Annotated in this window: 18 protein-coding genes; 7 read left to right on the forward strand and 11 right to left on the reverse strand. The window is 34.6% G+C overall.

The genetic code is table 11. The features are described from left to right. Window positions 1-56: 56 nt before the first annotated feature. Window positions 57-1,478, reverse strand: coding sequence for an amino acid permease (locus AC1Q51_RS23755; protein WP_000969253.1), 1,422 nt, complete (start codon window positions 1,476-1,478; stop codon window positions 57-59). Between the two features lie 106 nt (window positions 1,479-1,584). Then, window positions 1,585-1,839, reverse strand: coding sequence for a biotin/lipoyl attachment domain-containing protein (locus AC1Q51_RS23760; RefSeq protein WP_000859489.1), 255 nt, complete (start codon window positions 1,837-1,839; stop codon window positions 1,585-1,587). A 293-nt stretch (window positions 1,840-2,132) separates the two neighbouring features. Between AC1Q51_RS23760 and AC1Q51_RS23765 the strand changes: the two genes are divergently transcribed. Beyond that, window positions 2,133-3,536 (forward strand): sigma-54 interaction domain-containing protein, encoded by a 1,404-nt coding sequence (locus tag AC1Q51_RS23765; protein ID WP_001258420.1) that lies wholly within the window; start codon window positions 2,133-2,135, stop codon window positions 3,534-3,536. 83 nt (window positions 3,537-3,619) lie between these two features. Beyond that, a complete protein-coding gene (locus AC1Q51_RS23770; RefSeq protein ID WP_000063861.1) occupies window positions 3,620-3,823 on the forward strand; it encodes a hypothetical protein in 204 nt (67 codons plus the stop codon). A 44-nt stretch (window positions 3,824-3,867) separates the two neighbouring features. On the opposite strand, the gene truA is transcribed toward AC1Q51_RS23770, so the two are convergent. From truA to AC1Q51_RS23800, 6 genes are all read right to left on the reverse strand, one after another. Beyond that, window positions 3,868-4,605, reverse strand: a complete 738-nt coding sequence (gene truA, locus AC1Q51_RS23775; protein WP_000553114.1) for a tRNA pseudouridine(38-40) synthase TruA — start codon at window positions 4,603-4,605, stop codon at window positions 3,868-3,870. 56 nt (window positions 4,606-4,661) lie between these two features. Continuing rightward, a complete protein-coding gene (gene rlmD, locus AC1Q51_RS23780) occupies window positions 4,662-6,041 on the reverse strand; it encodes a 23S rRNA (uracil(1939)-C(5))-methyltransferase RlmD (protein ID WP_000615211.1) in 1,380 nt (459 codons plus the stop codon). A gap of 10 nt (window positions 6,042-6,051) precedes the next feature. Next, on the reverse strand, window positions 6,052-6,915 hold the full coding sequence (locus AC1Q51_RS23785; protein WP_000269415.1) for a DNA-3-methyladenine glycosylase family protein: 864 nt from the start codon (window positions 6,913-6,915) through the stop codon (window positions 6,052-6,054). Window positions 6,916-6,974: 59 nt separating this feature from the next. Next, window positions 6,975-7,757 carry a delta-lactam-biosynthetic de-N-acetylase gene (gene pdaA / locus AC1Q51_RS23790; protein ID WP_000875957.1) on the reverse strand — a complete coding sequence of 261 codons (783 nt, stop codon included), beginning with the start codon at window positions 7,755-7,757 and terminating at the stop codon, window positions 6,975-6,977. A gap of 125 nt (window positions 7,758-7,882) precedes the next feature. Further along, window positions 7,883-9,403 (reverse strand): class I fumarate hydratase, encoded by a 1,521-nt coding sequence (fumA, locus tag AC1Q51_RS23795; protein WP_000413528.1) that lies wholly within the window; start codon window positions 9,401-9,403, stop codon window positions 7,883-7,885. 206 nt (window positions 9,404-9,609) lie between these two features. Beyond that, the gene (locus tag AC1Q51_RS23800; RefSeq protein ID WP_000513558.1) at window positions 9,610-9,792 is read right to left on the reverse strand and encodes an SE1561 family protein; all 183 of its coding nucleotides are present in this window, start codon (window positions 9,790-9,792) and stop codon (window positions 9,610-9,612) included. Between the two features lie 213 nt (window positions 9,793-10,005). Here AC1Q51_RS23800 and yfkAB point away from each other — a divergent pair, with 213 nt between their 5' ends. Then, the gene (yfkAB, locus tag AC1Q51_RS23805) at window positions 10,006-11,133 is read left to right on the forward strand and encodes a radical SAM/CxCxxxxC motif protein YfkAB (protein ID WP_000156022.1); all 1,128 of its coding nucleotides are present in this window, start codon (window positions 10,006-10,008) and stop codon (window positions 11,131-11,133) included. 34 nt (window positions 11,134-11,167) lie between these two features. Here the strand turns inward: yfkAB and AC1Q51_RS23810 are convergent, their stop codons facing one another. Together AC1Q51_RS23810 and cax are read right to left on the reverse strand one after the other, a co-directional pair. After that, on the reverse strand, window positions 11,168-11,965 hold the full coding sequence (locus AC1Q51_RS23810) for a YfkD famly protein (RefSeq protein WP_002098868.1): 798 nt from the start codon (window positions 11,963-11,965) through the stop codon (window positions 11,168-11,170). 81 nt (window positions 11,966-12,046) lie between these two features. Then, a complete protein-coding gene (cax, locus tag AC1Q51_RS23815; RefSeq protein WP_000482136.1) occupies window positions 12,047-13,102 on the reverse strand; it encodes a calcium/proton exchanger in 1,056 nt (351 codons plus the stop codon). Between the two features lie 179 nt (window positions 13,103-13,281). Between cax and AC1Q51_RS23820 the strand changes: the two genes are divergently transcribed. From AC1Q51_RS23820 to AC1Q51_RS23830, 3 genes are all read left to right on the forward strand, one after another. After that, on the forward strand, window positions 13,282-13,698 hold the full coding sequence (locus AC1Q51_RS23820) for a pyridoxamine 5'-phosphate oxidase family protein (protein ID WP_000550219.1): 417 nt from the start codon (window positions 13,282-13,284) through the stop codon (window positions 13,696-13,698). Window positions 13,699-13,853: 155 nt separating this feature from the next. Continuing rightward, complete coding sequence (locus AC1Q51_RS23825; RefSeq protein WP_000817786.1) at window positions 13,854-14,000, forward strand: BH0509 family protein; 147 nt, start codon at window positions 13,854-13,856, stop codon at window positions 13,998-14,000. A gap of 209 nt (window positions 14,001-14,209) precedes the next feature. Further along, window positions 14,210-14,638 carry an EamA family transporter gene (locus AC1Q51_RS23830; protein ID WP_000100295.1) on the forward strand — a complete coding sequence of 143 codons (429 nt, stop codon included), beginning with the start codon at window positions 14,210-14,212 and terminating at the stop codon, window positions 14,636-14,638. An 11-nt stretch (window positions 14,639-14,649) separates the two neighbouring features. Here AC1Q51_RS23830 and AC1Q51_RS23835 read toward each other — a convergent pair whose 3' ends face one another. Beyond that, window positions 14,650-15,243: a DedA family protein gene (locus AC1Q51_RS23835; protein ID WP_000434878.1), complete on the reverse strand. Its 594-nt coding sequence runs from the start codon at window positions 15,241-15,243 to the stop codon at window positions 14,650-14,652. Window positions 15,244-15,718: 475 nt separating this feature from the next. On the opposite strand from AC1Q51_RS23835, the gene AC1Q51_RS23840 reads away from it, so the two are divergent. Beyond that, window positions 15,719-18,481, forward strand: a complete 2,763-nt coding sequence (locus tag AC1Q51_RS23840) for a tetratricopeptide repeat protein (RefSeq protein WP_097946533.1) — start codon at window positions 15,719-15,721, stop codon at window positions 18,479-18,481. The last annotated feature ends 16 nt before the right edge of the window (window positions 18,482-18,497 follow it).

An 18,497-nucleotide genomic window follows, 5' to 3' on the forward strand; every position in this document is an offset into this window, starting at 1 on the left:
TATTTTCACAAAAAAAGAGACTGTTTACAATTTTACAGTCTCCTAATTAATCACTATTATAAACTCTCTACTTCCGTTGTATTTGTCTTTTCAATATGCTCTACATTACTTCCCTTATTTCTTGTAGCACGATAAAACAGTAAGCAAACAATCATAAATGGAATACCACAATACAATGCCATTCTTTGTTCTGGAATAAAGGCCATGCCAACGATTACTGTTAAATTTAATACTAACGCAAGAAGTGGTACAAATGGATACAATGGTGTTTTAAATTTCAAGTCCTTAACATCCCCGCCCCGCTTCATGTATGACCTTCTAGCTAATAAATTTGATAAAGCAATAGATGCCCAAACTAGTATCGCTCCGAATCCAGCGATAGAAAGCAGCCATAAATAAACTGTATCTTCCGCATAAATACCTGATAGTAGTGAGAGACACCCTACAATTGTGCTTACGATTAATGCATAAATAGGAACACCGTTTTTAGATAACTTTCCAAAAATTGGACTAATCATTCCTTGATTAGACATAGACCATAGCATACGCGAAGTTGCATATAATCCTGAATTCGCAACGGATAGTACTGCTGTAATAATAACGAAATTTATAATATCTGCTGCATAAGGAATACCAATTTTATCAAATACAACTACGAATGGACTTTCTATTACTCCTGCTTGCTGCCAAGGGAATAGTCCAGCAAGAATAAAAATAGATAGTACAAAGAAAACAAGTATACGCCAAACTGTATTGTTAATTGCCTTCGGGATCGTTTTCTCTGGATTTTCACTCTCACCTGCTGCAATACCAACTAATTCTGTTCCTTGGAAAGAAAAATTAACTGCAATCATTGTAATTAAAATGGCTGATAATCCATTTGGAAACAATCCACCATAATCAGTAAAGCTAGAGAACATTGGCGCTGGTTCATTCCCTTTCATATCTAGAAACCCAAACATTGCTGCCCCGCCCAAAATAATAAATGCAATAATTGTAATTACTTTAATACTTGCAAACCAAAATTCCACTTCCGCAAAACTTCTTGAAGATAACGCATTAATAGCAAAGAGCAGTACCGCGAACACTACACACCAAATCCATGACGGTACATCAGGAAACCAACGTTTCATCAAAATACTAACTGCAATTAATTCAATACCTATCGTAGCAGACCAGTTTAACCACGACATCCATCCCACTACATAACCTGCTGCAGGAGAAATATGCTTTGTCGCATACGTTTGATAAGACCCTGCGTCAGGCATCGCAACCGCTAACTCTCCAAGACAGAGCATCGTTAAATACATTACAAATCCACCGACAAGATACGCTACAATTGCTCCTCCAGGTCCAGCTTCATGAATCGTATAACCTGATCCTAAAAAAAGTCCTGTACCAATAACTCCACCGAGTGCAATCATAAATATGTGCCTGCTTTTCAATTCTCTTTTTAATCCTTGGTTTTGATCCATCATATAAATCCCCCCTTTTCACTTTGCCAATCCATTTAATGTAAGCGTTTTTAAAATTATTCACCGTAAAAATAATGATTTAAAATAGCAAAAATACATATCACTTACATTAATCACTGCCTGTTACTAAAAGGTCATCCCTTACTGTTATTAATAACTTTTGATCAGCAATAGCTTGTCCTTCTACTACTTCTAATGATTCAATATAACCACTGATTCCTATCTTAATTTCTACTTTCTGTTTATCTATTGTTTCAATTAACGCTAATTTCTCCCACTCGTATACGTAAGAACTTTCCGTAACAAATAACTTCTCTACTTTTCCATAACAAGGACTATACACACCTTCTATAACTGTCTTCACTTTATAAACCCCTCCCTCTTATTAATTGACACCGAAACGTTGTATATCCTGTAAAAATTCATATTCTCCCCTCTAGAGATTTCAAATATTATTTATGCAAAATGCGTACCAAGTCTCTAATTCATATATTAAATGAGAGTTTTACACAAAAAAGCGTGCACAACCGCAAAATTTTTCTATCATTTGAAAAGTTTTAAAAGAAAAATAGCAAAAAAATTTTGCGGTTTTATAAGAATTTTAATAAAATTATAAAAAGTCAGTCTTCATAGGGTGAAATGAGGAGAAGATAATCTATGCGTACAGAAGACATTAATTTTAAACAGATCATTGAAATGAACATGCTATATGAAACTTTACTCAATGAACTCGATATCGGGATTCATATTATTAATGAGGAAAGTAAAACGATTATCTATAACCGCAAAATGATGGAAATTGAATCAATGGAACGCTCAGATGTATTATATAAAAGTCCTTTAGAAATATTTGCATTTGAAGAAAATAAAAATAGTACTCTTATAGAGGCATTAAAATTAGGAAAAACAAACAAAAATATAAAACAAACGTATTTTAACAATAAAGGACAAGAAATTACAACGATTAACGATACTTTCCCTATAATAGAAAATGGAAAAATTAAAGGCGCTATTGAAATATCAAAAGAAATTAGTAACTTAAAGCAAACAATAAGAATGGGCCCTTCTCGAAAACAAAGTACTAAATTTACCTTTGATCACATAATTGGTGATTCTGAAGCTATTCAATCAATCATTACTGAAGGAAAAAGAGTAATTCGTACATCTTCCTCCATACTTCTAGTAGGAGAAACAGGCACTGGGAAAGAACTATTTGCACAAAGCATCCATAATGAAAGTCAGCGTTCAACAAAACCCTTTATTTCACAGAACTGTGCCGCTATACCTGATACACTCATGGAAAGCTTATTATTCGGTACAAACCGAGGTGCATTTACAGGAGCTATCGATAAAGCTGGTTTATTTGAAGAAGCGAATGGAGGAACTTTGTTATTAGATGAAATCAACTCATTAAGTCCAGCACTTCAAGCGAAGTTACTACGAGCTATACAAGAAAAAACAATACGAAGAATCGGAGGCACACACGAAAAAGAAATTGATGTTCGTATTATAGCAACTATCAATGAAGATCCTTTCGAAGCCATCGCACATAATCGATTAAGAGAAGACTTATATTACCGATTAAGCGTCGTTACTTTATGTCTTCCGCCTTTACGTGAAAGAAAAGAAGATATTCTAGCTCTTGTTCAGCACTTTATTGAAAAATATAATACTCAATTTGGGCTCAACGTAACCGATGTAGATGTAAATGTAAGAGAATTTTTCTATGCATACGATTGGCCTGGAAACGTACGGGAGTTGGAACATATAATTGAAGGTTCCATGAACTTGATAGAAGATGAAACCATCATTACAGCGTTTCATATGCCTACTCGCTTTCGTGAACGAATAAAAACAGAATTCAATATGCAGCATGCACTAACTAATCACAATACTGATGCACCTAAAACTTTAAAACACACAATAGAAAAAATGGAAAAGAACTACATTAATCAAATTCTTAAAGAGAATCATGGCAACATTTCACAAGCTGCAAAATTTTTAGGATTAAGTAGGCAAAACTTACAATATCGAATTAAAAAACTGCATTTACACATATGAAATGAACATGTCTCCAAGTGCAAAAACAAGTTGGTAAAATATGTTATAATAAACGTATAACATGCTAGAAAGGGGCTATATATATGAGTAATGATAAAAAATTAAAGTTATTACAATACTTATACTTTTTCCCTGCCATGCTCTGTATGATGTTATTCATTAATGCCGATGTAAGCAGCTCTCCTTATGCAAAGCTATTAGGAACAATTTTTGGCTCCTTTGCAGCTATTATGCTTGCTGCTTTTTGGAATTTAAAGCTACGTATAAAAAATGAAAAATCTTCGTAATACTAAAAAAATCGAGCTACTTAGCCCGATTTTTTTATTTGCCATTAAAACTCAACATTCTCTAAATACAACCCACTTGCCTCAGCAAGACAATTAATTTGATTGCGCTGCTTTTCTTCTAAAATGTTTGGAATTGCTTCAGCATCTAATTGTCCTAATCCAACTTCAATTAATGCCCCAACAATTTTTCTTACCATATTATGAAGGAAGCCGTTACCACTTACTCTAATTTGTACAAACCCTGCCTCTTCCATCACATCAAGTGTATATACTTCTCGAACCATAGATTTTTTCTTTGATTTCGCATTTGAAAAAGCAGTAAAGTCATGTGAACCAACTAAATGTTTTGCAGCTGCTTTCATGCTTTTCACATTTAATTTTTTATTCACATGCATGCTGTATTTACGCATAAATGGATTTGTATGCTCTTCATTCCAAATTTTATACAGATATGTTTTTGCTTTAGAATTGTAACGAGCATGGAAACGATCATGTACTTCTTCCACATTCGTAATGCTAATATCATTAGGTAAATATTGATTTAAATATTTTTTCACTTTATGTTCCACTAACTTCTCATCACTTTGAAAGTTAGCAACTTGATTCAAAGCATGTACACCAGCGTCTGTTCTACTACAACCGATAATTTCAATTTCTTTTCCGATCATTTCAGATATGACACTTTCGATTTTTCCTTGAATCGTATTATCGTTATTACCGAGACGTTGCCATCCTTTAAAACGTGCACCATCGTACTGAATCGTTAATTTATAATTATGCATAATATTCTCCTTCATAGAAAATATTCCCTCATACCATGAGGGAATATTAATAAACTTTACTTTCTAACAAGCTTCACTACATTTTCTACGTGAGCTGTATGCGGGAACATATCAACTGGTTGCACATACTCCACTTCATAGCTCTTCATTAATGCTTGTACATCACGTGCTAATGAAGAAGGATTACAAGACACATACACAACTTGTTTCGGCTTCACTTTTAAAATTGTTTCCAGTAATTTATCATCGCAACCTGTACGTGGTGGATCGACAACAATTACATCTGGACGCCATCCTTCTTTTACCCATTTCGGTAACCATTGTTCAGCTTTACCTGCTTCATATTTCGTATTTGTAAATCCGTGACGCTTCGCATTTTTTCTTGCATCTGCAATCGCTTCTGGAATTACATCCATACCACGTACTTCCGCTGCATCATTTGCAAGCCAAAGTCCGATTGTACCAACACCACAATACGCATCTACAATTTTCTCATCGCCTGTTAACGCAGCTGCTTTTTTCGCTTCATCATATAAAACAATTGTTTGTTCTGGATTCAACTGGAAGAATGCACGTGCTGATAATTCAAATGATAAATCGCCAAGTGTTTCTTGAATTACTTCTTTTCCAGCTAATTTAAATGTTTTGTCTCCAAAAATAACAGATGTTTTACGCCAGTTTACATTTTGCATAATTGATTTAACCGCTGGCATCTGTTTTTGTACTTCTGCAACAAATTGTTCTTTATTTGGTAATTCTTCTTTTGTTGTAATAAGTGTAACTTGTACTTCCCCTGTTTGAACTGCAGTACGTGTTACAATTGTGCGTACTAAACCTTTTTGTTTTTTCTCATTGTAAATAGAAACATTTAATTTTTCTAAAATACGTCTTACAACTTTTGTCGCTTCATTCGTTGCTTTATGTTGAATCATACAGTGAGCAATATCAATTAACTGATGTGAGTTTTGTTTATATAGCCCTGTAATAACCTTTTCGTCTTTACGCCCCACTTGTAATTGACTCTTATTACGGTAATGCCATGGATTTTCCATGCCAAGCGTTGGACGAATTTTCTCTTCCATACTGTTTTTCATGTACTTCTCAAATGCTTGTACAACGATATCACGCTTTTGATTCAATTGTTCTTTATAATCTAAATGTTGCAGCTGACAACCGCCACACTCCTCATATACTGGACACGGTGCTTTCACACGATGCGGTGAAGCTTTACGAACTTTTTTCACTTTCGCTTCAGCGAAGCCACGCTGAATTTTCGTTGTTTCTGCAACAACTTCTTCTCCTGGTAATGCCCCTGGAATGAAAACAACTTGTCTCTTAAAATAACCAACGCCTTCTCCGTTAATCCCAAGACGTTTAATTGTCACAGGAAACGTTTGACCAACTTCCAACTTACTCTCATGTTGCTTTTGTATCATTATTACACCTCTACTCTATACTTTTCCATAAATATAACGCTGCATAACTGCAGTATGGTTCACACTCTTGTTTCACTTTTTCTAAAAATGCATCATCAGGTTTATCATCTAATTGAAATATACCTTGCACTGCACGCTGAATCCCAATGTCCGCTTTCGGGAACATATTTTTCCGTCCAAGCCCAAACATTAAAAAGTTTTGCACTGTCCATGCACCAATTCCCCTAATTGGCAACAATTGTGCTGAAACTTCTTCTTCCGTCCCATTTTCTATACTCGCTAAATTTAATGTACCACTGACAATACTTCGACCTAATCCTACTATATATTCAGCCTTTCGCTGACTAAACTTCTGCTCTCTCAATTCTTCTATTGAAATATTTGCTACTATTTCCGGAGTGGGGAAAAAGAATACACCGTTCTTCTCTATTCCATACCGTTTCACAAATTGTTCTGTTAACACAGTAGCAAATTTCAAATTTATTTGTTGGTGAATGATACAGCGAAGAAGACAAGCAAAATAATCAAATTCTAAAATAATTGGAGTATAAGCATATGTTTCAAATAGTGGACGTAATGATGTGTTTAAAAAATGATTTTGTATATCTTGAAACGGTTCATTCCAATGAAAAATGGCCCTCATTCGTTTCATGACTTTCTCCGGATTTCCTGTCTGACTAGAAATCCAAAACTGTGGATTTTGAACAGTACCAATCCCTTGTAAGCGAACAATAACCTGTTCCTCGTCTATACAAAGCGGGATATAAATGACTTTCTCATCTAATTGAATGACGTTAAGAGGATCAAAAGATAAACGTTTTAATACTTCTTCAAAATGATACGGATACTCTAACGTAACATGTTCGCTCCACATACGTTTCCCCATCCTTTTTACACATCATTATAGCATGAGAAAACCGTAAGCATACATGCTTACGGTTGATTGCTTTTTACTAAGTCATCTAGACTTTTAAAATGATACCCTTTCTCGCGCAAATCATCAATGATTTTCGCAAGTGCTTCTGCATTATCTTTTGATATTGCATGAAGTAATAAAATAGATCCTGGGTGAATCATCGTCATAACATTATTATGCGCATATTGCCATCCTCTTTGCTGATCCACTTTCCAATCCAAAAATGCAAGTGACCAAAATACATTATAGTAGCCCATTTCTTTCGTAAGAGCTAACGTTCTTTCACTAAATACGCCGCGCGGAGGACGTACATATTTCACTTCTTTTTGCCCAGTTACTTTTTTAATTTCTTCCGTTACACTCGTTAATTCTTCACGAAGCTTCTCATCATTTACCGCTGTAAAATCAGGATGACTCCAAGAATGATTTCCAATAATGTGTCCTTCATCCTTCATTCTTAACAATAAATCTTTTTGTGTTTTAATGTAATGCCCAGTTACAAAGAAAGTTGCTGGTACTTTTTTCTCTTTTAATACATCTAAGATTTTCCCTGTGTATCCATTCTCATATCCATTATCAAATGTTAAATAAATATCTTTTTTCTTCGTATCTCCTAAATAAAACCCGCCATTTTTTTGCAGTAAATCCGTATATAACTTTCCTGCATCTGGTACTGTTTCATTTTTAGGACGCGGGATTCCCCAGTTATGTGGAGTATTTGTATAAGCCAATGCCGAAACTGGAACAAGTGCCATCATAATTGAAAAAATGAGACCGATATATAACCATTTATATTTCATAAATAGTCTCCTTTCCATATATAATCGTACCTGTAGTTTCTGTTTACTTACTTACTTTCATGCTGTGCATGTTTTTCTATATATACCAAAAAATGCATCTCGAAAGATTCGAGATGCATTTTTGTTTATTTAAATACCGGCTCTTTAAAGCTCGCTAATTTTTCAAGTGATGTTTTATCAACATCTGCATGTAAACTATTACCATGAGAGTCCATCGTTACAACTGCTTTAAAACCTTCAATGCGTAAATGCCACATTGCTTCTGGAATACCAAATTGTAAGAAATCAACATCTTTCACTTCTTTAATACATTCAGCATAATATTGCGCCGCACCGCCAATTGCGTTTAAGTACACGCCGCCGTGTTCTTCTAAAGCCGCTAATGTTTTCGCACCCATACCGCCTTTTCCAATAACAGCGCGAATACCAAATTTCTTCATAATATCGCCTTGGTACGGTTCTTCACGAATACTTGTCGTTGGACCTGCCGCTTTAATTTGCCAATTGTCATTGTCATCTTTCACAACAACTGGACCACAGTGGTAAATAATTTGTCCATTTAAATCTACTGGACAATCATTATCCATTAAATGCTTATGGATTGCGTCACGACCTGTATACATCATGCCATTAATTATTACAACATCACCAACGCGAAGTCCACGAATTTGCTCTTCTGTAATTGGTGCTTGTAATACAATCTCACGTTGCTCTGTTTTTTCTTGTGCTTCATGCTGAAGTGTATCTTCACCTTCTTGATATAACCAATCCATAATTTCACCTGTTTCAGGATGGATTGTTACACCTAGGCGGCGATATGCCCAGCAATTATACGCCACAGATACGTAGAAGCTAGCCGGCAGGCGGTTATACACGCCAATTTTACAGCCCAGTAAAGTGGTTTCTCCACCAAATCCCATTGTACCAATGCCAAGCTTATTCGCATTTTCTAATACGTACTCTTCAAGTTGTTGTAACTCTGGTACTGGATTGACGTCATCTAATGTACGGAATAATTGATTTTTTGCTAATTCATAACCTGATGTGCGGTCTCCCCCGATACCAACACCAATTACACCAGCACTACATCCTTGACCTTGTGCTTGGTATACTGCATGAAGAAGGCATTTACGAATTCCTTCTAAATCACGGCCAGCTCGTCCAAGTCCTTCTAGTTCACACGGTAAGCTATATTGAATATTTTTATTCTCACAGCCACCACCTTTTAGGATTAAACGTGCATCAATATAATCTTTTTCCCATTGTTCAAACTTAATAACCGGTGTACCTGGTCCTAAATTATTTCCACTATTGTCTCCAAAAAGAGAGTCAACAGAATTTGGACGAAGTTTACCATCTTTTGTCGCCCGCTCAAGCGCATTATAGATAGCTTCCTTCAACTTTAATTGGTTCACACCAACTGGTGTATAAATTTTAAACGTTGGCATCCCTGTATCTTGGCAAATCGGTGAGATGTTATCATCAGCCATTTTAATATTATTTGTAATTGTGCCAAGTGCCATCGCAGAACGAGTCCCTGCATTTTCTCGCTCTTTCGCTTGTTGAATCGCACGACGAACATCTTTCGGTAAGTTCGTTGACGTTTCAACAATTAGTTGATACATGCTTTCTTGAAGCTTTTCCATTGTTACTTCCCCCTCAATTGTGAACGCTACCAAAACGTTATGAGCTGAAAATTCCATTGTTATGCTCTTTAGCTTTTTATTTGTTTCACGCTATTAAAGCATAAATGAAATTTTTCACAACTTGATTATACCTCTTTTTCTATCGTCCTTCTATTATCCGCACAGAAAAAGGCTACCAAATTGGAATTGGCAGCCTTTTTAATATATTATTCGTCTTTTTTAAATTGCTCACATTTTAATTCTAATTCATCTAACATTGCAAGAAGACGATCTACATCTTCTAATTCTACTTCTTCAGGTTCAATTGTATCAATTACTTCAATGAACATATTTAAACGCTCTTTTAAATATACTAATTGTGTATCTTTATCTTGAATTGCTTTTCCCATGAAGGCACTCTCCTTTTAATTCGAGTTGCTTTTATTATACCGCAAAAATGATTGCTATGGGCATGAAATTTCATCAATTTTGTCACAGTCATCCACTATAATGTAAGCCCTCTCTCTTTTCACGCTAAAAAGTTTCACTTTATAAAAAGCACATATTCTTCTATTATAGAGAATGGACAAATTGTTATTTCAATAGTCAAAGGAGTATTTCATATGACGATATCACAAAAAATGAAGCCGATTACTCCTTCTTACGATCCATGGGAAGCGTATATGGACCTTGAAGAGTACGGCAAACTACTATTAACAAATGTTGAATTTACAACGACGACGTTATGCAATATGCGCTGTGAGCATTGCGCTGTTGGTTACACGTTACAGCCGAAAGACCCAAATCCGCTTCCGATGGATCTTTTATTAAAACGATTAGATGAGATTCCTCATTTACGTTCTTTAAGTATTACTGGCGGAGAACCTATGCTTTCAAAAAAATCCGTCGACAACTATGTAACACCACTCTTAAAATACGCCCATGAACGAGGCGTTCGCACTCAAATCAACTCTAACTTAACTATAGATTTAGCACGTTACGAACAAATTATTCCTTATTTAGACGTGTTGCATATCTCTCATAACTGGGGAACAATTGATGACTTCGTTGAAGGCGGATTTGCAATGATGGAGCGTAAACCTACTTACGAACAACGTGCAAAATTATTCGAAAGAATGATTACAAATAGTAAGGCTCTATCAGATGCAGGTGTACTTGTATCGGCCGAAACAATGTTAAACAAAAGAACTCTACCACATATTGAACATATTCACCGTCAAATCGTCGAAGAGATGGGCTGTAAACGTCATGAAGTTCACCCAATGTATCCAAGTGACTTCGCGAGTAATCTAGAGATTTTAACAAAAGCTGAAATTCGTGATGCTATTGAGCATTTACTAGAAATTCGCGATGAAAATGTATGGATGTTATTTGGAACGTTACCTTTCTATGCTTGTAGCGATGACGAGCGAGACATTGCCACATTTAAAAAATTACAAGAGAGCAAAAATGTCACTGTTCGTAATGATCCAGATGGCCGTTCTCGTTTAAATGTAAATATTTTCGATGGAAATATTATTGTGACGGACTTTGGTGATGTTCCACTTCTAGGAAACATACAAACAAACACATTACAAGAAGCATATGACAAATGGAGTGCTTCAAAAACAGCAAAATCATTAAGCTGTCACTGTCCTGCAGTAAAATGTCTTGGACCAAATGTTCTTGTAAAAAACAGCTACTATCCGACAGAAGATTTCTTATCAAAAACAGCAAACATTACATTATAAAAAACGTCAGCTTATAAGCTGACGTTTTTTTATGTTATTGCGAGTGGGAGGAAGAAATGAATTTAAAAAATAAATAATCATGAATTGGAATCGCCGCTCCAATTCCTTGAGAAGTAATATTTTTCACAACAAGTCTTTTTTGATTTCCCTTTAATACAAGATACACTTCTCCAAATGTTACTTTTCCCTTTTCATTTACTGCTGGTGTATAAGCATATAAATATCCGAGTTGACTCGGACTAATATTATACACACGCTCATGTCCAGTACCATAACCAATAGTTGTTTTAAACGAAAGGGGCAATTGTACTTTTTCAAGCGCTTTGAGAAGCATCATTTTTTTCACATCTGCAGCATCTTTCATATCTGCTGTTAAATCGCCTTCAACCGTCTTTTGTGTTTCTTGCTTATAGCGAAGTGGATATAAACGGTCTCCTCCGCGATTATCATACACATTTCGATTCACTTGTTTATATTCCCAATTAATCGATGTGTCTACTGATTCATAATGTAAAGCCCATTGACCTAAATAAATTTTTGCCCGGTACCCTACTGCAAGCGGCGCATTTGAAATTGTCGTTTCATTAAACATCCGAATTAAGTCTGGATTTTCAATTTTAATATTAGCTGTTTTCAATAGTTCTTGAGCAAACTTACTTGGCTGTAAACGTGGCAAATCTTGCGCATCATTTGGAAATGTATTGTCTTTTGAAATATTTAAAACAGATGAAGGCATTTTTGTTCCTACTGTTGTCTTTGCAAAACTCATGTTAGGAAATAATAAAATAAACGAGACCATAGTTGAAAGACATATGCTGTATACTCGTTTCACCTGTCTGGCTCCTTCCTATGTAAAGGTATATATACTACTTTGTTTATTGTTTTCTCTGAGCACAATTGTTATGCCTATTTTTCATAATAAATAAAAACCAATTCCCATAATGACATACGCCGCTAGTAAAGTGCCGCCTTCAAACCAGTTTGTATCTCCATCATTTGAAATCGCAATCGTTAAGAAAACGGCTGTAATCATAGATACAAGTTCTGGTATGGTAAATACTAAAGGCATCCTCTGCGCGAAGAACATAGATAGCAATACTAGTACAGGAGCAACAAACATGGCGATTTGTAATGTAGAACCTATTGCAATTTCGACTGCAATATTTACTTTATTTTTATAAGCCATAATAATTGCAGATGCATGTTCCGCTGCATTTCCAACAATTGCAACGATAATAACCCCTATAAATAATTCTGACCAACCAAATGATTTTGCAACAGTTTCAAAAGTATGCACGAGCGCCTCTGATACATAAGCTACCGCCAGTGTTGCTATCGCTAAAATAAGGAGTGCCTTCCCTTTCGACCACTCTGGCTCTTCTTCATGCGCTACTTCGTCACTTTTATGTTGATATACACCACGGTGCGTAACTAACTTAAATAGTAATGCAGCAATGTACATGATAATCATAATAATAGAAACACCTATACTTAATTGATACGTCTTGCCAACGTCCATCTTCATTGAAAAGATCTCTGGAATAACAAAGGCCACGACAACAGCAAATATTAATAAAGCTGAATTATGCCTTGCATCGTAAACGTTAAAGCTTTGCCTTTTATATTTAAGTCCACCTACAAAGAAGGATAGTCCTCCTACTAATAATAAATTTCCAAGTACAGAACCCGTTAAAGAAGCTAACACCACTTCAATTAACCCTGCTTGAAGTGCAAAAATTGAAATGATAAGTTCAACAGCATTACCGAAAGTAGCATTTAATAATCCGCCTATTCTAGGACCAGATACAATTGCTAAACTCTCTGTTGCTCTCCCCATAAAACCAGCTAACGCGATAATCGTAATACAATACACAGCGAACATAATTGTTTCTGGCCAATGAAGTGTTTTTCCAAGTACAGATAGTGGTACACCTATAAGTGCTACTATAAGAAATATTTTATTAAACATGCTTTTCACCCTTCCATCGTATGTATTTCTCTACAATATTATTATTATTCTTCTCCTAACTTGTCCGATTTCATCACAATTACGTTTAAAAAATCGGATTGAAGAAAACAGTATGAAAGATATTTAAATTATCTTGTTTAAACAGACAGAATTATAAATTGTGAAAAGGGGTTAAAATTATGCACTTAAAAGAAAAAATCGCAACTATTATTCAAGGTCAACGTACCGGTGTATTATCTACAGTACGAAATGAGAAACCTCATAGCGCCTTTATGATGTTTTTCCATGAAGATTTTGTACTGTACGTTGCAACAGATCGACAATCAAAAAAGATAACAGATATTGAAAACAATCCTAATGTCCATGTATTACTCGGACGAGAAGGAAAAAAATTAGATGAAGATTATATTGAAGTTGAAGGGTTAGCTTCAATCGAGGAAGACTCGACATTAAAAAACAAGTTTTGGAATAATAGCTTAAAACGTTGGTTACTCGGTCCTGAAGACCCTAATTACGTATTGATAAAAATCAATCCCGACACAATTTATTACATCGATGGTGCCGGTACGACGGAGCCTGAGTTTTTACGACTATAAAATAAAACAAGCCCCCCCTTAGGTGGGCTTGTTTTGTCGAAAAGTTCTTTTGAAAAAAACAATAAAATAGGTGGAACTTTCTAAAGATTCTGTTATATAATAGCAGTAACTTAAATAAACTGTATTAAAACAGATTGAGAGGAGAAATAAAATTGATGAAGAGAGAAGAACGCAAAAACATGATTGAGTTTATTGAAAAGAAAAAAGGGATTGAGCGTGATGAATTACTGTTTATGACAGACGATGAAGTAGAACATATTTATAATGTAACGTACTTTTTATATGAGGAAATTGCAGAGTAGTATAATAATCCCCACCTTATTAAAAATATAAGGTGGGGATTATTTCGTTATTTAGCCCACTATTTGCGGGCAGTCAAACTCCCACCTTAAAATTCAGGTGGAACAAGAAGTTAAGTTGAAGTCGCGCTTCCTATAAACCTCAATTGCTTCAACTTTATACATGAGAATCATTTTCATGTATAATACTGTAAGATTGGAGGAATTTTACTATGAGTTCGTGGCTCTTATTTGCACTATTATCAGCAATTGCTGCTGCCCTTGTATCGATTTTTGGAAAGTTTGGTTTAGACGGCATCGATGCAAACGTTGCAACAACAATTCGATCTATTATTATGGCATTATTTATGATAGGCGTTATTATCATACAAGGTAAATTTCAAAATATCGGCGACGTACTGCTAAATAAAAAAGCACTGCTATTTATCACATTAAGTGGGATTGCAGGTGCTTCGTCATGGCTATTTTATTTTCTTGCCCTCAAAACAGGAAAGGTTTCACAAGTAGCTCCTGTCGATAAATTAAGCGTCGTATTTTCTATCATTCTCGCTATGATTATCCTCGGTGAAAAGTTAAACTTTATGACCGGTGTTGGTGTAGTCTTTATTACAGCTGGTGTATTATTTATTGCTTTCAGCTAAAAAAACCGCTATTAGCGGTTTTTCTTTTTCTTTATGTACAACCATACAACACATGTAACAACTGCTGAAATTAATAAAATCCATATTCCATAATGATGTAAACTATACTCAACGAAGCGCCACTTCTCGCCTAACTTCCAGCCAAGCCCAATAAAAACACTTATCCAAATGAGCGCACCACCGTAAGCGTACAAACAAAAACGCCAAAGTGTCAAATTTGATACCCCAGCAAAATATGCTGTTAAATGACGTACTCCCGGTATAAAATAACCAATCATTAAAAGAAATGGCCCATATTTTTCAAATAAAATATGTGTTTTTTCAATGTGATGTTCTTTAATTCTAATTTTCGGCCCATATTTCTTTAAAACAGGGAGCCCAAGTTTTAAACCTAATATGTAGCTTAACGTGATCCCTAACATCGCACCAGCCATCCCACTTAAAAAAGCAGCAGTTCCTGACATAACTCCTTTTGAAACATTATAACCAACAAAGGTCAATAAAAACTCGTCTGGTATCGGTAATCCGACAATCCCACCAGCCAAAGCTATAACAATTCCAAAATAGCCATAATGCGCGATTAACTCGCCAATATGTTGTTCCATTCGGAAGACACATCCTATGCACGATCGTTATTCCACATTGTACCCTTTCTATCTTTAAGGCAAACATGGTATACATATTCACTATACATTGTTTTTATAATGAACTCTACTTCTATTCTTTCCTTTAACAGAGATAAAGTGAAACTTTAATCAGTGGGAGTTTTGTAATTATTAACCTATGCCAATCTTGCTTCTACAGACATCCCGACTCCCACATAACTCACTTACATTCACTAATTTTGAGATTAGATTCTTACTGCCTGCAAATGTCCTGATAAAAAATAAAAATTCATATGCGTGTTTTTTTGTTACAATAAAGGAAAGTTACTTTTCGCAACGGTTTAACTCTCAAGAAAAATGATATATCTACCAAAAACATAGTTTGGTCTATATAATACAACTTCTACCTATTAAAAGAACATGAACCCTTTTACATACAACATCATTTTTCTAAATTATACAGGGGGGAACGAACATGACCATTGAAAATCAATTTATTCAAAAAGTTTACTATAAAACATTTTTAACAGAAGAAACTTCTACTCCTGCATCGGAAGTACTCGGTGAAGCATATATAAATGAATCTAAAAATGAATTCTCCAACATTTCTAATATTCGATTTGCTCAAGGTGAATTTTATTATCAAAATAAAGATTTTGAAGCAGCTATATTTAAATGGGAAAAAGTTAATAATACTCTTGCACTTTGGGCAACAAAAAATATTGCAGATGCTTATTTTGAACTAGGATTCCTACCAAAGGCAGAAGAAATTTATCAATCTATTCAAACAGAAGATACAACTCTTACGATGGAAGTTTCATTACAACTTCTTTCTCTTTATATCGAACAAGATCGTTTAGGACTTGCTTTTAAGACGATTAGTGAAGCTGTTGCATTCCAACCGGATTACCCAAATATTACTGCAATTGCACGTTCTTTCTATGAAAAACAAGAAGATTGGAACAACGCTATCGAACTAGCTGTTCAAGAAGGTATTCGAACACAATCTTTACACTGGTTTGATACATTAATAAATTACATAAACAAAGGATTTACTAAAAATATTAAGCCTGAATATTTCTATGAGTCTTTAAAAGCTCTATATGCTGTTGATCAAGCTCAATTTAAAGAACTTGTTATTGCTCTTTGGAATAGCTACCAACATGAATCCTTATACCTTCCTTGGATTCAAAGTATTAATCATTTATTCTTGCATATTGAAACAGACAATAATGACGATTGGAATGAAATTTCTACTCGCTATCAAGAAACATACTTTGCATTAATTACCGGAAATCATTTTATGCATGAATTAAACGGACTTGTACCAAATCTATTAACAAATTGGTTCAGTTTAACGAAAGCAAAAGATTCTCTAGTTGTCTCTGCAGCAGTATTAGCATGGAATGAAGTCTCACCTACAACCTTAGAATCATTACTCGTAAAAAGTGCTGGATCCTTACTTTCTAATACATCAGCTGAAGCAGATGTAAATATGGAAATAGTTTCTCATTTATTCGAAACAATCGCTGTATGGGCTGAGAAAAATGATGTAGATTTAAGTCATCAATTTACGCTACTCGTCCATGAACTATGTGATTTAAATGTCACACCACTACTAATAGCTGGAACTAGTGACCATGATAAAACATCATTTGTTAATTCAATATTAGGAGAGAACATCTTAACTGAAACTTTAACAACTCCTATTCTATTTAAAGACGCTAGTCAAACTGAAATAACAGAATTTAACGAGTTAGATATTAGAAATATCTCTAACCTTGATGAATTCCATCAAATAGCGGCTACATCTGCTCAGTCAGAACTTGAGAAAAAATGTATAGAAATTAAGCTACCAAGTAGATTTTTAAGAAAAAATAAGTTTACATTTCTTATTACACCATCCATTCAAGGACAATTGGATAAAAACAATGCATACTTTGAATACTTACAAGCAGCAGATAGCCTTGTTTACGTATTAAATTCTTCTTCACCATTGCATAGTGAAGAAATTGATACGTTAATTTATTTACGTGAACAAGTACCAAACTTACAAATTCACTTCGTATTACACACAAATAATACGACTACTAATGAAAAACTAATTAGTAAACTTAAAGTACATTTTCCAGATGCACAATTCTTCCCATACTCTCCTTCGCAAGAGAGTAGTCAGCAACTTGGAGATGTAACAGAATCTATTCTCTCTAATCTTGCAAAACGCGATATAGAAAAAGAACGTATAGAAAAGCTAATATGGTTTACGCAAAAGACAATTGCTTATCTCATAAATGAACGTGTGGAATTAGAAAATACATTAGTAAAATCCGTACGCTGGAATAAACACATCTCAGTGAAACTTACTGGATTTATTAATAACCTTACTGCTCTTGAAAAAGATAAAATTCGCTCTATTACCGAATCCTATCTTTTAACGAAAGAAGAAATTACACGAGATATACATTCTCAAATTCCTGAATTATTACAGAGCTGCTCTGATCTTGTTCAAGAAGATAGTGATTTCAAACTAGTTCATGAAGAATTAAATGCTGCAATGAATGAACGAGTTCAAAAGCATGTACAACAGGTACTTCTTCCTAAATTTACTGGGTCTATTCAAGAATGGATTGAAACAGCACATAATGAATTTATTCAAGCTCAAGCTTATTTAGATGAAATGAGTGAAACGTTTAATAAATTATATAAAGAAGAACGTATGAAACTTCCTTGCGATTTCAAATTATTAGATGATTGGAATCGAGATGTTGTACGAATGACAAATCGAATTACAGTAACGAACATCAATATTTTATTACGCTTTACACCAACACAGTTTTTCTTAAAAAGTGCCGGAAAATTATTTGGTAATATGCAAAAAAACCAATCTATGCTCGCCAACAAATATAAACAATATATTGAAACAGAAGACTATACAGAAATTGCTCACACAATTTCAAAACAATTCTTCCTACAATTTGAAGTATTTGAAGGTGCATTAGAACGTGATATCATGATGTTCTTTAAAGATCCACTTAGCATATTGAAACAAAATGTGGATGCAGCTCAACTTGAGATAAAGGAAGACGAGCAAACATTAGCAACGCTAAGAAGCAATCCAGAAACATATCATGATCCTTTGGCGTTATTTAAACTACAATTGCTACAACATAAATTCGTTTTAAGTACTACAAAGAAACATGAAGATATGTTTGTATCTAACGAATCTCCTACTGTTTAACAAAAAAACCAAGCAA

It is taken from the genome of Bacillus sp. MT94 (assembly GCF_058792475.1).